Below are 13813 nucleotides of genomic sequence, written 5' to 3' on the forward strand. Positions count from 1 at the left end.
TGGATAAATCCCATATGTATATGGAATATTGAAGGGGAATTATAGCGCTTACATTATATAAAACACTGAAATCCCATTTCACTGCAGTCTAAGAATAGAAAAAGGACCCTCGCGGGCCCTTTTCAACGGTGAATTGATTTTTTGGTACTACTGTCTTGAACCTCTTTTTGAACCTTAGGTCTTACCACTTAAACATAATGCAGTATGGGGTACTACAATAACGTCTCTGCGGCACATCCCCTCGCTTCTATCTAGATTCCAACAACTTCCCTGGTATATCTCGTTGATCGCTCAACGGAACCACACCTCTCTTTTCACCGTCGATATTATCATGCCCTTAAACAAACTAAATATTCATAAAGCTGATTTTTTATTGCTGCTGATCTTCTTGTTGACCCTGCCCTTGATTATCGGAGCCCTGCGATTGCTGCTGCAGAGCCTGCTCGGCTTGCTGAAGCTGCTCGGACGATTGTTGTATTTGTTGTTGAATTTGTTGAATTTGAACCTCTTGCGTTATTTGCTTCGTTTGTTCGGCAATTTGATCCGCTTGCTCAGCGGCATGCTGAACCGCTTGCTGAAGCTGCTCTTGAGAATCTCCTTGGCCGAATTGCTGCTGGGAGTCCTGCTGAGCATTTTGCTGTTGGTTTTGTTGCGACATCGAATTCACCTCCTATAAGTTTCCTTATAAGGATTTGTAAAATGAACGACATCTATACGCCGTAGAGCCGGCTGACAAAATAACTGCAGAGATATTTATCATGTAGGGTCAAACGTCTATACCATGAGTGAGCTCATAGCATAACTTAATTTCGGGGCTCTTAACAAAGGCTCAATTCGAAACAATTGAAGGGAGACTTGACAAAATGGGTGGACTCGCAGGTGGAGCAAGTTGCGGTTTAGGTGGAGCATTCACTAGCATTGGTGTTATTTTGGTTCTTTTCATTCTCTTGGTCATCATAACTCGTAGCTGTTTGTACTAGTTTAAAATAAAACCCGCACCCCTATGGGACTGCGGTTTTTTTCTATGTAACGCCGCACTTCGGAAGCCAGCTTAGCAATCCCGGACTCCTCAACATCCTATGGTCATTAAGCATGAAGAAGCCAACCTAGAGGAACAAAGAAGCATTCCGCCAAGCTGGCTTGGAGCTATTGCTTATTCTATTCAAAAAAGGAAGTGACTTGTCCCTTCCGTTATTCCGCCGCTTCAACCAGAGGTTCGGTCGCAATTTCCGGTTCATACATAGTATGGAATGGAGCTGCAATGACTTCGTCAGAACGTGTAAGGACATGGACGCCTTCGGGGATATGAAGATCCTTGACGAAAATCGCTTTCCCTTCACGCACTGGTGTCAAATCTAGGGCGATGGATTCCGGAATTTGATCCGGAAGGCAGTCGATATGGATTTCATGCAGGAACATCTGATAAGGAATCATCTTTCCATCAGGGTCAGGAATCGGTTCAATGCGGACATGAACCTTAATACGTTCATTCAAATTAATTTGATGAAGGTCAACGGCCAGAATACCGTGATGAATCGGGTCCCTATCCACCGCATGAATGACGACTAGCTTTTTGAAGACAGGAGCCTCAAGCTCTATAAGCGCATTAGGATTACGAAGCGCCATCTGCAATGACTTTTCTTCTAATGCAATGGAGACGGGCTCTGTCATCTTGCCGTACACAACTGCAGGAACTTTATTCTCTTGCCGTAATTTACGTATCGCGGATCCGTTTGATTTAGTGCGTAATTCTGCCTGAAGCTTCAATATCATGGATATGTCCTCCCTTGGGTCAGGGTGAACACCTCTCGCCAGTCTTGAGTCGTCACTTCCTTATGAATGAATTGGGATCTATCCCGGAGGTGTTCTCCCTGGCGTTGATTTTGCTCCTCATTATTTTACCATCCCTGCTTCCTGAAGGCAGGGTGCTCTTTCCTTAAAATCAACAGTCATCCCCTGTACTTATCGATATTCTCTCAAAACAAAAGGTCACTCCCTCATTCTTGTCCTTTTCCTAAAGGTTTGAGCATTTTATCAGGTAAGTCGAAGGTGAAACTAGTTTATTTTTGATGAGACGTGTAAAATATAACGTAAATGTTATTGGTGAGGTGGAGAATTGTAATGACCGAAGCAGCAGTTAAATTTGCAAGACCTCAGCTGGCAGATTGCATCCCTGACCTGGTTGCTTTCTCCAGAGGAGAAAAAAAGGCGACTCTGTTCATCCGTAACGGTAGTCTGGTTAACGTCGTATCGGGCGAAATATTGTCCAACATGTGTGTAGCCGTGATCGGCACCCGTATTGCCTATGTAGGTCCATACGTCGAGGGAATGATCGGAGAGACAACGAAGGTTATAGAGGCGGAAGGCAAATATATTGCCCCTGGCTTGTTGGACGGGCACTGCCATATTGAGAGCAGCTTGTTATCCGTAACGGAGTTTGCCAATGGGGTACTTCCATTAGGAACAACCGGCGGCTTCTTCGATGCGCACGAAATATCGAACGTCCTGGGCCTGCCTGGCCTCCGTATTATGCTGGATGAAGCAAGACAAACGCCCATGGCGGCTTATATGCAAGTAGCCTCGTGCGTACCTTCGACTACCCCGGACTTTGAAACGTCCGGAGCCGTGTTCGGACCGGAGGAAGTGGCGGAGGCGCTAAGCTGGGGGCCGGATATGATTGCTCTTGGAGAGGTCATGAACTTCCCGGGTGTCGTATATGGCGATCCGAAGATGATTGGTGAAATCCAAGCGACGCTGCGTGCCGGCAAAGTCGTCGACGGCCACTACACCTGGCCTTCCAACGATTCTCGGCTTGCGGCCTATGCGGCTGCTGGTGTATCCGGATGCCATGAGAGCGTCACGAAAGAAGACGTTATAGAGCGTGTTAGACTTGGCATGTATGCCAAGATGCGCCGCGGATCGGCGTGGCATGATGTCGCGGCGACCATTAAGGCGCATACGGAGCTTGGAATTGATTCGCGCCGGATGCTCCTTGTGTCCGACGACCGCATTTGCAGCTCCTTAAAAGAAGAAGGACATATGAATTTCATTGTAAGACATGCCATTCAACAAGGAGTTAAGCCGGTTACGGCTTTCCAAATGGCGACTTTGAATACGGCAGAGCGATTCGGTGTTGCAAGAGATGTCGGCTCGGTTACGCCGGGCACGATTGCTGATATCATCCTGCTCGACGGGAATTTGGCTGACGTTAATGTCGTAATGACGATCGCCCGAGGCGAAGTAGTCGCTGAGAACGGTGCCATGACGGTTAAACTGACCCCGTTCGACTACCCCGCATACGCGGTGAATTCCGTTAAGATTGCGAAGGAGCTGACTCCTTCTGACTTCATAATCAAAACTCCGGTTTCGTCGGGCTCCATCAAGACACGAGTGGCAGTCGTTCGGGAAAACCATGTGGAGACAGAAGAAATATTCGTCGATGTCCCGGTTAAGGACAGCAAACTGCAAATCAATCCAGAGAGCACACTGTGTAAGATGGCCTTGTTCGAGCGCCATGGCAAAACCGGCGGTTCCGCCATCGGCATCGTAGGCAACGTTGGCTTCGATCAGCCGGCAGCCATTGCTATGACCGTAGCTCACGACAGCCATAATGTGCTGATTATCGGCAATGACGATGTGTTAATGGCCAAAGCCGCCAATTCCGTTATTGGCATGCAGGGCGGTATCGCGGTTGCAACGAACCAGAACGATATCGTTGAGCTGCCGCTTCGACTGGCGGGGTTAATGTCGACGGAGCCCTATGAGACTGTCGTCAAGCAATCTATTGATATCAACCATGCGCTGGTGAAGGCTGGCTGCACAATGAACTATGCGTTCATGACTTTATCGCTGCTTGCGTTAGTGGTTATCCCGACGCTGCATATCTCTGATACGGGCTTGATCCGGATTTCGGATGCCGGGTTCGAGAAGGTATCCTTGTTCGCGGACGAAAATTAAATAAAAAGCGGAGGGCTTCATGCCTCCGCTTTTTATGTTGAGAAACCAGAACAACTTGTAATGTTGCTAGTATACTCCAGTGGGGTATGCCCCTCCAGCCGCTGTTGAAACTCGTGATTCTGAATTGAAATTAGCGGTATATCCACGGATTTCAAAGGCGGACGCTATCGCTCTTCCGAGGCACACCCCACTTGCTTATATAGCAAATTCCCCGAAAAACCTAGTTCCTCAACCTTATCCCAGCGGAGAGCTCCACGCCTTCGCTGTTTTTATTTCCAAATCTCGTCCGCGATTTCTGTAATAAAAGCAGCCAGATATAGCTTCAAGCTATATCTGATGCTATGAGCCCTTAATGGCCTGATGAAGTGCTTCTATATAAGCCAGAGCGAGCTTTGAAAGCGCAGCATTCTTATGGCATATCCACCCGACATGAATCGTTTCGTCACAATCCAGGGGGACAGGAATGATCTCGTTCCCGTTTAAATCCGCACTCAGCACCCCAGTAGATATCGTATAGCCGTTCAAGCCTATCAATAAATTAAACAATGTTGCTCTATCATTGACGCGAATGCTTTTGGGATGGGACAGTGTACTTAAAATCTCCTCAGAGAAATGAAACGAGTTGTATTCTCCCTGCTCGAAGGACAGGTAAGGATAGTCCTGCAGCTGATCTATCGTGACTACGGACTGCTTGGCGAGAGGATTATTGACGCTTATAAAAATATGCGGTTTCGCCATAAATAAGGCTGTAAATTGCAAATTTGCGTCCTTCAGCAGACGGTTTATCACATTGGAATTGAATTCGTTGAGATAGAGAATGCCTATTTCGCTGCGTTGGCTTTTGACATCCTGGATAATTTCATGCGTCTTGGTTTCACGAAGCGCCAATTCGTATTCATCATGACCGTATTCCCGAACGAGGTTAACAAACGCGTTGACCGCAAAAGCATAATGCTGGGTTGAAACTGAAAAATGCTGCGGCGACGGCTTCGCATTCAAATATCGGCCCTCCAGCAGCTCCGCCTGCTCAATAACTTGCCGGGCATATCCTAGAAACTCGGCCCCTTCCTTGGAAAGGGAGATTCCCTTGTTAGTTCTCTCAAAAATGGTTATGCAGAGCTCTTCCTCCAGATCCTTTATGGCGTTGGACAGGCTCGGCTGGGATATAAACAGGCGCTTGGCCGCTTCATTCATGGAGCCCCGGTTGGCAACCTCAATCACATATTTCAACTGCTGCAGCGTCAACGTGTAACCCTCTCCCTAATGGATTTTATTTAACTTGAATCACTTGCCCACCGGTCATTGTAACCAATTCATCGGGTGTCAACTCAAAGACCGCCTTAGGATGTCCTGCCGCGGCCCATAATGTCTTGTATTGAAAAAGGTCCTCATCTATAAAAGTCATTAAGTTGTCTGCGTGCCCGATCGGGGCAACTCCGCCAATGACAAAACCTGTACGTTCACGAACAAAATCTGCGTCCGCTTTGCCAAGCTTGTCATTTAGAAGGTTAGCAATGTGCTTTTCATTAACTCGATTCACTCCGCTGGCAACAACCAGAAGCGGCTCATCGGAGCTCTTAAGACGAAAAATGATCGACTTCGCTATTTGCGCAACCTCGCATCCTATGGCGTCCGCGGCTTCCTGAGCGGTTCGAGCACTGTCAGGCAATTCCACGACTTGATTCTTATAACCCCACTCCGATAGTAGGTTTTGCACCCGCTGAGCGCTTTCCTTTAACGCATCCATCTCCTTATTCCCTCCGTTCATTGTTTCTTCGCACCATAGTTCCTCATGATGGGGACCTCGGAAAGCCCGGGTCCCGCATACAGGCAAGAGGGATTTACTCTCTCGCCATATCATCCAGCAAGGCACCGTTAACGGCATTCAGAAACGCATTGGCGCTGGCTTTTATAATATCGGTATCCATTGCGCGCCCGGAATACGTTTTACCTTCGTATTGGATACGGATATTGACGCGGCCAATAGCTTCCTTCCCTCTCGACAGGCTGTTAATTTTATAATCCTTTAACTGAACGTCCATTCCTACCAAAGCTTTAATAACGCTGTATAAGGCATCAATCGGGCCATCGCCTACTTCACTGCCTTTCAGAATTTCGGAGCCTTTTTTCAATTTGACCGTTGCTGTAGGGTACAGATCATTCGTGACAACCTGGAACGATTCGAGCTCATACAGCTGCTTTTCGGTTTCGCTAACCGTACGGTGATTTGTAACCAAGTAAAACACATCATGGTCATACACTTCTTTTTTGGCATCAGCCAAGGTAAGGAATTTTTGGAACAGCTGCTCAAAATCCTCCGTATCGCTTGTGTCGAAGCCCATCTTTTCTACTGCATTCTTGAAAGCATGACGACCGGAACGGGCCGTAAGAATCAGCTCCATGCTTTCAGCACCTACATCCTCTGGGGACATAATTTCATAAACCTGCTTATCCTTCAACAGACCATCCTGATGGATACCAGAAGAATGCGCAAAGGCGTTCTCGCCGGTGATCGCTTTGTTCACCTGTACATCCAATCCTGTCAAATGAGTCACCAATCTGGATGTTCTCAGAAGCTCTTTGGTCTGAATATCGGTATAAGCATGGAAAGAACTCTGCCTTACTTTTAAGCCCATCACGACTTCTTCCAGCGAGGCGTTGCCTGCACGTTCTCCCAAGCCGTTAATGGTACACTCGATTTTGTCCGCTCCGTTCTTGATCGCACTGAGTGTGTTGGCCGTTGCCAGCCCCAAATCGTTATGACAATGAACGCTGAGAATAACTTTATCGTTCAAGTTTTTCAAACGGTCGTTGATTCTGCGGATCAGATCGCCGAACTCATCAGGAACGGCAAAGCCTACGGTATCCGGAACGTTGATCATCGTTGCTCCCGCTTTAACAACGGATTCGATCGTTTTCCACAAATATTCAAAATCCGATCTCGATGCGTCCTCCGTCGAGTACTGGACGTAAGGCAGCAGTGTCTTGGCATATTTGACTGCTTCCACGCCCATTTCCATAACCGCTTCCTTGGAACGGTTAAACTTCTTCTCCACATGGATATTCGAGGTCCCTAGAACGATATGGATGAGCGGATTTTGCGCCGCTTTAATGCTCTCATATACAGCGTCGATATCGCTTCGTACGGCCCGGGCAAGCGCGGTGATTGATACGCTGTCCCCTACCGTACGGGCAATTTCCTCTACCGCTTGAAAATCTCCCTGGGAAGAAGCCGGGAAGCCCGCTTCAATAATATCTACATTAAGCCGCTTTAATTGCTGAGCGATCTCGATCTTTTGATGCATATTTAATTTGGCACCAGGAACTTGCTCTCCGTCGCGCAGTGTAGTGTCCAATACAATAATTTTACGGTTCATCTTCATTTCCTCCTAAGTGAAATTCAAAATGTAAATATATATATATATGAAGCGAGGTTGGTTAAACCCGGAATTTAACCAACAAAAAAACCCCGTCTCTACGTATAGAGACGAGGTTGAACCCGCGGTACCACTCTAATTCATTTCATAAGAAATGAGCTCCTTCGATGGCCATCACCATCTATCCCTGTAACGGTGGAACTCCGGCATACCCTACAATGTTCAGGCAGCTGTTCATAGACGAGTTCGAAATGAAGGACACTGCCGCTTCGCACCTACCAACGGCTCTCTGAAAGGTCATTTCAATTCTACTATTTCTAATCGTAACATTTGATTATTGAAATTAATGGTTATTATAGGGCATTCGAATCGCTTTGTCAATAAACGGATCTGGATTTCCGCCTCCTATAGGCGAACGTTTAGGTAAAGTACTGCATACAGTACCCCATAGGGGCAAATGCCTAAAATCAATTGAAAGTAGGGAATTAAGTGGCCGTTTCATACATGGATTACACTTCTCCGTCGGTAACTTTTACTTACGATTTGAGCAACAATCTGTTTTTCAAAAAAGATGCCAACAACTATATTAACGCCCTCTCCATTAATCAGCTGAATACATTAGGGAATGTATCTCTGCTGGATATTTTTCTTAGCACCGGGAACATCGTTGAGCCTCATCTTCATCAAAATGCTTCCGAATTAGTCTACTGCATAACCGGAGCCGCTGTTGTTTCCTTGATTAATCCGTTTACGAAGGAACTGCTTAATTTCCCCATTCAGCCGGGCCAAGTGGCTAATGTGCCTCAAGGATGGTGGCATTATGAAGTCGCTTCGGTCGACAATACTCATTTATTAGCCATATTCGATGCTCCGATTCCGGAATTTATAGGTGGCTCCGATCTGCTGCGCTTAACGCCTGCGAATATATGGGCTCGCGCCTATTGCTTAGATGAAGCAAAGGTTAAGGATACGCTAGCACCCATTACCCAAACGGTCTTCATCGGTCCACCCAAGGATTGCAATAAATATGAAGTCCAAGGTACAAGTCAGAAGGCAGCCAAGCCAAACGCCTCGAAACCGGTTTATCCGAATCAGGCTAACCCGAACCAAGCCTTCCCTAACCAGCCGAATTCCAGCATGCCGCAGTACCAACAAAGATATGATTTCCCTCAGCAGCAGCCTTACATCGGCAATGGATGGGGATATAACTATAACAACAATATTTAAGAAGCAGCTGAGCCGCTTCAAATCAAAGACCACCCTTAGTCTGCCTCGGCAGGTTAGGGATGGTCTTCTTTCGACTGTTACGCAAGAAAACCAAACGTATCGGATAAATACTATGTTCCTATTTTAACATTCCTTTTCAAATACCTGTTTAGCCACTTGAATAGCTGACGCTGCTTTCGGCCACCCGACATAGAAGGCCAGATGCGTTACAGCCTCTATGAGTTCATCCTCCGTCAGTCCGTTTTCTTTGGCAAGGTTCAGATGATAGGGCAGTTGATTCGTATGCTCACCGGCAACCAATGCAGCTACCGTGACAAGACTTCGATCTCGAAGCGATAGCTCCTCCCTCCTCCATACATCGCCGAACAGCACCTCTTCCGAATATTGAACAAACGCCGGAGCCCATTCTCCCATAGTTTCTCTCGCATTCGACGTGATCCTCCTATGCTTCATGTTTCACTCACCTCATTAGGCATATTGTTATTGTGCTTACAAAATCATTTGCGCAATGCCTTTCCCAAAGGTCCAGTCCTCCAGCTCGGTTTCCACCAGCACAGCAAATACATCTTCTTCTCTAATCCGGCACTCCGTGGACAACAGCTCGGCTAACCTTTGGTAGAACGCTTTTTTCTGATCCCTGCTTCTTCCTGATGCCAACGTAATTTGAATGTAAAGCAGCTTCTCCGTTCTATCCACGTTCAAATAATGGGGGCTGTAGTAAAATTCACTTTGCTTGTGTGCGTGAAATACTTGGAAATAATCTTGTTCCGGGACATTGAAATGCTCTATCAAAGCCCTCATAATGCTCTTGCTAATGATAGGCAATTCCTTCTCCTCGTATTGATTCTCCAAATAATTGACTCGTATGAACGGCATCCTGCATCCCTCCTCAATGACTTAACTAAATTGTACACCTCCAATCTTCATCTGTATAATTGAATTAAATCATAAAATTATTCATTTTATTAGATGGAGATGACCGGCATGGATTTAAAAGAGCTAACGACTTTTCGTACCATCATTCAAGAAGGTACCTTTTCCAAAGCAGCCGCCAAATTAAATTACGCGCAGTCTACTGTGACCAATCAGGTGCAGAGACTAGAGAAAGAGCTTGGGATCAAGCTGTTCAAACGAGGATGGGACGCAGAGTTAACGCCTTCGGGCAAAGTGTACGCGGAAGAAGTCGATAAGCTGATTCAGCATTGGAATTATGTATTGGAGCAAGCCAAATCACTGCAAAAAGAAGAAATCGGAACGCTGAACATCGGCGTATTAGAAACGATGACGGCTGAGCTGCTTCCGGCTGTTCTTGAGTATTTTCGCAGCTTGAAGCCTAATATCGAATGTCATTTTGTGGTTGGAAATACGGACACGCTTGCCCATGCATTATTGCAAAGCACTTTGGATTTCGCCATTACCGGGGAGCCGCATGACATGCCTTCGCTTCATTTCGAACCCTTATATAACGAGAAAATTCAATTCATTGTTTCCAAGCACCACGTCTTTGCGGGCAAGTCTGCCATATCCATGGAACAGCTGTATGAGTACCCACTCATTGTCGGGGGCAAAACTTGCTTGTATCATATGCGTTTATTAAAAGAATTCGCCGGTTATTCCGGTACGCCGTTCCTGTACTCCGTGAGCCAACTATCCGCCATCCCTTCCTTTGTACAACAAATCCCGTCAGTCGGAGCCGTCCTCTCCTCCCTTCGGCTGCCGCCTGATGTCGTACCCCTACAGGTGAGCATGAAGGACCCTTTAATCCAGGTCGGGATTTTGCAAAATCATAAGAAAGAATATCATTCATCCACGGGCAGCTTATTTCTGCAATGTTTGAAGGAGGAGCTAACAAGGCGCCCAAAAGTAACGTGAAGCGCTGATGCCATTCCTATTCTTTTTTGGGAAGCCCCTTGCTATACACAGAAATCTGCTGAGCATAATTCTCAAACAGCACAAAAAAGCGCCGCTACGTTATCGTAGGGCGCTCATACCAAGTAGAAACTGTTTCTGCAAGAATCTTTCCAGGTAGTTGAGGGGTGACACGAAGGAACGAAGCACCCGTATTTTTTATCGTGAAGTTCGCCCTTAGGCAAAAGCCCGTTTTTTACCTCTAGCTACCAAGGATAGGACAAAACACACCAGCAATACAAGGGCCGCCGATACGTACGGGTATTGAATGTTTATATCAAACAGAAATCCGGCCACGACAGGACCTACAATATTTCCCAAGCTGGTGTATGCTGAATTCAGACCCGCTACATATCCTTGCTGATCTTGAGCCATCTTGGACATCTGTGTGCTGACAGCCGGCCGCAAAATATCCGTCGCCAAGAACACTATAAATGTCACCAGAAGGATCATCCAATAACGGCTTACGAAGAGCGTCAATAAAACAAATACCCCAGCTATGACCAAACAGACAGAGATGACTCGTTTCTCTCCAAAGCGGTTAAGAATCCAGCCAAAAATAGTGAGCTGCACTACAGCTCCTGCAATGGAGCCGAATGTAATGATAAATGCTATATCTTTTGGAGTAAATCCGAATTTATGATCGACAAACAATCCAAATATGGTCTCATAATTAGCCAGTCCGAAGGACATCACAAAGACGATAATCAAGCTCAAAAAGTAAGGCTCGCGGAATGAATTTTTCAGCTGCGACAATAGACTTTGTTTGATCTCTGGTTCGGAGCTTGAAGCTGTCCTCTTCTCCGCCGCTAATGATTCAGGAAGTAAAATAATCGTAATAACAGCGGCAATGACTCCCGCTACGGCCGCTGCGTAGAAAGGTACTCGCGTGCCATACGCCGCAAGAAAGCCTCCGATACCCGGGCCGATAATAAACCCTGTCGTAATGGCGGCATTGATAAATCCCATTCCCCTAGCTCTTTCTTTCATCGTAGTGACATCGGCGGTGTACGCCATAATGGCCGGCATGATGAGAGCCGCCCCAATTCCTCCCAACATTCTGGAAACAAAGAGAAACAGCGGTGAACTCACGACCCCGAACATCCACTCCGAGAGGGCGAAAATAATCATTCCGGCAACAATAATCTTTTTTCTTCCGAGTGAGTCGGATAAACGACCCGCTATGGGTGAAAATAATAGCTGAGTTAATGAAAAAGCAGCAACTAACAAACCGACAACGCTGCCGTTAATATGAAGCTCCGCCATATAAGTGGGCATAATTGGGATAACAAGTCCGATGCCTGTAAAAACCAGAAAAATGTTGACCATCAAGAGAAGAACTGCGCCCCTATTTCTAAAAAGTAATGCCATAATAATGTGCCTCCAAATATTTATGCTTATATAATTATACTGAACGTTCGTTTTGTATTATTCCAAAAAAGAGGACTTCTCCTAAAATACCTTTTATGCGGTTAGGCTTCTGTAAAGCATCAAGATGACTTGAAATAGCTATCGAGCATGAATCAGCTTGGTCGTGTGGCGATGCCTGACAGGAATACTTTTACTGCTAACTGATACAGTTCGAGCGCTTCTTTCATACTCAATTTGCGTGACATCTGACTCAGTCCGAAAAACAATCCCTCCAAGATAACAGCAAGACTTTCAACATTATCTTGCTTGAATTCCCCTTTCTCCATACCTTCACGAATGAATTTCTCGTAGAATTTCAAGTGTCTTACGACCATCTCCGCAAGCCGTTCCTCTACGTCACTGGTCTTCTCTTCATTATTGAAAAATTCATCTGCCGCTTTGGTCAGAGGATGATTCAAATCATCAAGCACCATCTGCTCTGCAATTCCGTATAATTTATCTATTGTGGTATGATATTTGGACTCTTTTTCAAGCCATTGCTGCTCCCAATCATGGTCCCATTCCTCTACCAAATACAGGAACAAGCCTTCCTTGCTTTTAAAATGATAATAAATATTCCCTTTACTGCTCCCAGTCACCTCAACGATATCTTCAATGGAGGTCGCCTTATAACCCTTTTGTATAAACAATACCCTCGCGGCATCTGCTATTCGTTTTTTGGTTAATTCGCTCTGCAACTGTTTCTTGTTCATACTCTTCCACTCCAATTTCATGGATAATCATTTGGTCCATCACGACAAATAATACTGAACGTTTATTCAGTATTCTAACAGATAATGAGCGAAACATGCAAGTATTCAGCTCTTAATCATTTTTTCCACCCCAAATAATTAATGATAGAAGTACAGCAGCTATGTATAATGAGAATGATTATCATTTAATATGACTATGCATATGTCGGAGGTGAGATTGCATGCATGCCGCTGCTATTCATTATAATTTCAACCATTTCTTCACCCAGTTGGAGCCGCACACGCAGCATGAAGCCTCTTCTCAGAGGATACAACTGCAGCCCTCGGCAGGAGCAGGCATGCTCCAACGGCTTCAGCCGAGACCGGATATGGAGCTCGTTCTATCCGATTTCCATCTAACAGAGGGAAAAACAGTAGAACTGAAGTCGCTCAAGCCGATGGTGGAGCTAGGTTATTGTCTACAAGGTTCAAGAACAACAAGCTTGTCCAATCCAAGGCAGCAGATCATGCCAGGTCAATGGAGCTTGCAGCTCATTAATGCGGAATCGGCCCAACTGGAGTTCGATGCCGGGCTGCCTGTTAAAATGCTAGGTATAGGAATGTCCGTGGCCGCATTTCACCATTTCTTGACCGATACAGCTGGAGGCAGGACGATAGACTTCAACAAACTGCTCGGGTCCAAGACGTATCGAATATTCCAGGAAAAAGTCGATCCCGGGGCTGCCATTATATTGCAGCGGCTCATCGACGGATTACAGACAGGAGAGGTTCACCGGATTGAGCTGGAATGCCGCATGCTGGAACTGCTGCTGCTTGCCTTTCGTTCCTTCCTGCTGGATGTGAAGGAAAGCTCACCGATGCTCACCAAGGATGAGCAAGCTCGAATCGAGATGGCCCGCACTATCATCACTGAGCGAATGGAAGAGCCCCCTTCACTTCTCCAGCTCTCAAGGCTTGTCGGATTGAATGATTTTAAGCTAAAGGTCGGATTCAAGGAAATGTACGGCAATACCGTCTTTGGCTATTTGCGTGAGAAGCGGCTGGAACGGGCGTGGCTGCTCCTTCAAGAGGGACGACTCAATGTGAGTGAAGCAGCCTTCGCCATCGGCTACTCCAATCCAAGTCATTTTGCAGAAGCGTTCCGTAAGCAGTACGGAGTCAATCCCGGAGCCTTATTGCGTCAACGTTCCGGTATCCTATCATGAATAGACAATGAAATGA

Annotated in this window: 14 protein-coding genes and 1 other annotated feature; of the genes, 5 read left to right on the forward strand and 9 right to left on the reverse strand. The window is 46.2% G+C overall.

Annotated features, from left to right (window positions below; genetic code table 11):
* Nucleotides 1-370 precede the first annotated feature (370 nt).
* Nucleotides 371-658 (reverse strand): hypothetical protein, encoded by a 288-nt coding sequence (locus QMA13_RS27330; RefSeq protein WP_282936842.1) that lies wholly within the window; start codon nt 656-658, stop codon nt 371-373.
* A 205-nt stretch (nt 659-863) separates the two neighbouring features.
* Between QMA13_RS27330 and QMA13_RS27335 the strand changes: the two genes are divergently transcribed.
* Nucleotides 864-980, forward strand: a complete 117-nt coding sequence (locus QMA13_RS27335) for a YjcZ family sporulation protein (protein WP_282936843.1) — start codon at nt 864-866, stop codon at nt 978-980.
* Nucleotides 981-1191: 211 nt separating this feature from the next.
* Here the strand turns inward: QMA13_RS27335 and QMA13_RS27340 are convergent, their stop codons facing one another.
* A complete protein-coding gene (locus tag QMA13_RS27340) occupies nt 1192-1773 on the reverse strand; it encodes a 50S ribosomal protein L25 (protein ID WP_282936844.1) in 582 nt (193 codons plus the stop codon).
* Between the two features lie 348 nt (nt 1774-2121).
* Between QMA13_RS27340 and QMA13_RS27345 the strand changes: the two genes are divergently transcribed.
* A complete protein-coding gene (locus tag QMA13_RS27345) occupies nt 2122-3957 on the forward strand; it encodes an adenine deaminase (protein WP_282936845.1) in 1836 nt (611 codons plus the stop codon).
* 339 nt (nt 3958-4296) lie between these two features.
* Here QMA13_RS27345 and QMA13_RS27350 read toward each other — a convergent pair whose 3' ends face one another.
* The 3 genes from QMA13_RS27350 to QMA13_RS27360 form a co-directional block, all read right to left on the reverse strand.
* On the reverse strand, nt 4297-5202 hold the full coding sequence (locus QMA13_RS27350; protein ID WP_282936846.1) for a LysR family transcriptional regulator: 906 nt from the start codon (nt 5200-5202) through the stop codon (nt 4297-4299).
* Between the two features lie 25 nt (nt 5203-5227).
* The gene (locus QMA13_RS27355) at nt 5228-5704 is read right to left on the reverse strand and encodes a YbaK/EbsC family protein (protein ID WP_282936847.1); all 477 of its coding nucleotides are present in this window, start codon (nt 5702-5704) and stop codon (nt 5228-5230) included.
* Nucleotides 5705-5798: 94 nt separating this feature from the next.
* On the reverse strand, nt 5799-7334 hold the full coding sequence (locus QMA13_RS27360) for a 2-isopropylmalate synthase (protein WP_282936848.1): 1536 nt from the start codon (nt 7332-7334) through the stop codon (nt 5799-5801).
* A gap of 103 nt (nt 7335-7437) precedes the next feature.
* Nucleotides 7438-7668: a binding site (T-box leader), on the reverse strand.
* Between the two features lie 155 nt (nt 7669-7823).
* Here QMA13_RS27360 and QMA13_RS27365 point away from each other — a divergent pair.
* Nucleotides 7824-8561 (forward strand): cupin domain-containing protein, encoded by a 738-nt coding sequence (locus QMA13_RS27365; RefSeq protein ID WP_282936849.1) that lies wholly within the window; start codon nt 7824-7826, stop codon nt 8559-8561.
* Nucleotides 8562-8684: 123 nt separating this feature from the next.
* Here the strand turns inward: QMA13_RS27365 and QMA13_RS27370 are convergent, their stop codons facing one another.
* Together QMA13_RS27370 and QMA13_RS27375 are read right to left on the reverse strand one after the other, a co-directional pair.
* On the reverse strand, nt 8685-9014 hold the full coding sequence (locus QMA13_RS27370; protein ID WP_282936850.1) for a carboxymuconolactone decarboxylase family protein: 330 nt from the start codon (nt 9012-9014) through the stop codon (nt 8685-8687).
* A 36-nt stretch (nt 9015-9050) separates the two neighbouring features.
* The gene (locus tag QMA13_RS27375; RefSeq protein ID WP_282936851.1) at nt 9051-9437 is read right to left on the reverse strand and encodes a tautomerase family protein; all 387 of its coding nucleotides are present in this window, start codon (nt 9435-9437) and stop codon (nt 9051-9053) included.
* A 108-nt stretch (nt 9438-9545) separates the two neighbouring features.
* Between QMA13_RS27375 and QMA13_RS27380 the strand changes: the two genes are divergently transcribed.
* On the forward strand, nt 9546-10433 hold the full coding sequence (locus QMA13_RS27380; protein ID WP_282936852.1) for a LysR family transcriptional regulator: 888 nt from the start codon (nt 9546-9548) through the stop codon (nt 10431-10433).
* Between the two features lie 213 nt (nt 10434-10646).
* On the opposite strand, the gene QMA13_RS27385 is transcribed toward QMA13_RS27380, so the two are convergent.
* Complete coding sequence (locus tag QMA13_RS27385; RefSeq protein ID WP_282936853.1) at nt 10647-11840, reverse strand: MFS transporter; 1194 nt, start codon at nt 11838-11840, stop codon at nt 10647-10649.
* 152 nt (nt 11841-11992) lie between these two features.
* Nucleotides 11993-12592: a TetR/AcrR family transcriptional regulator gene (locus tag QMA13_RS27390; RefSeq protein ID WP_282936854.1), complete on the reverse strand. Its 600-nt coding sequence runs from the start codon at nt 12590-12592 to the stop codon at nt 11993-11995.
* A 221-nt stretch (nt 12593-12813) separates the two neighbouring features.
* Here QMA13_RS27390 and QMA13_RS27395 point away from each other — a divergent pair, with 221 nt between their 5' ends.
* Nucleotides 12814-13797, forward strand: a complete 984-nt coding sequence (locus QMA13_RS27395) for a helix-turn-helix transcriptional regulator (RefSeq protein WP_282936855.1) — start codon at nt 12814-12816, stop codon at nt 13795-13797.
* The last annotated feature ends 16 nt before the right edge of the window (nt 13798-13813 follow it).

Origin of the sequence: Paenibacillus sp. RC67 (assembly GCF_030020805.1) — a bacterium.
GTDB lineage: Bacteria > Bacillota > Bacilli > Paenibacillales > NBRC-103111 > Paenibacillus_S.

Bases quoted from the DNA above. Each gene is read 5' to 3' on its own strand.
- QMA13_RS27345 (WP_282936845.1), top strand. From the start codon at position 2,122: ATGACCGAAGCAGCAGTTAAATTTGCAAGACCTCAGCTGGCAGATTGC.
- QMA13_RS27385 (WP_282936853.1), bottom strand. From the start codon at position 11,840: ATGGCATTACTTTTTAGAAATAGGGGCGCAGTTCTTCTCTTGATGGTC.
- QMA13_RS27355 (WP_282936847.1), bottom strand. From the start codon at position 5,704: ATGGATGCGTTAAAGGAAAGCGCTCAGCGGGTGCAAAACCTACTATCG.
- QMA13_RS27375 (WP_282936851.1), bottom strand. From the start codon at position 9,437: ATGCCGTTCATACGAGTCAATTATTTGGAGAATCAATACGAGGAGAAG.
- QMA13_RS27335 (WP_282936843.1), top strand. From the start codon at position 864: ATGGGTGGACTCGCAGGTGGAGCAAGTTGCGGTTTAGGTGGAGCATTC.
- QMA13_RS27380 (WP_282936852.1), top strand. From the start codon at position 9,546: ATGGATTTAAAAGAGCTAACGACTTTTCGTACCATCATTCAAGAAGGT.
- QMA13_RS27390 (WP_282936854.1), bottom strand. From the start codon at position 12,592: ATGAACAAGAAACAGTTGCAGAGCGAATTAACCAAAAAACGAATAGCA.
- QMA13_RS27395 (WP_282936855.1), top strand. From the start codon at position 12,814: ATGCATGCCGCTGCTATTCATTATAATTTCAACCATTTCTTCACCCAG.
- QMA13_RS27360 (WP_282936848.1), bottom strand. From the start codon at position 7,334: ATGAACCGTAAAATTATTGTATTGGACACTACACTGCGCGACGGAGAG.
- QMA13_RS27370 (WP_282936850.1), bottom strand. From the start codon at position 9,014: ATGAAGCATAGGAGGATCACGTCGAATGCGAGAGAAACTATGGGAGAA.
- QMA13_RS27340 (WP_282936844.1), bottom strand. From the start codon at position 1,773: ATGATATTGAAGCTTCAGGCAGAATTACGCACTAAATCAAACGGATCC.
- QMA13_RS27330 (WP_282936842.1), bottom strand. From the start codon at position 658: ATGTCGCAACAAAACCAACAGCAAAATGCTCAGCAGGACTCCCAGCAG.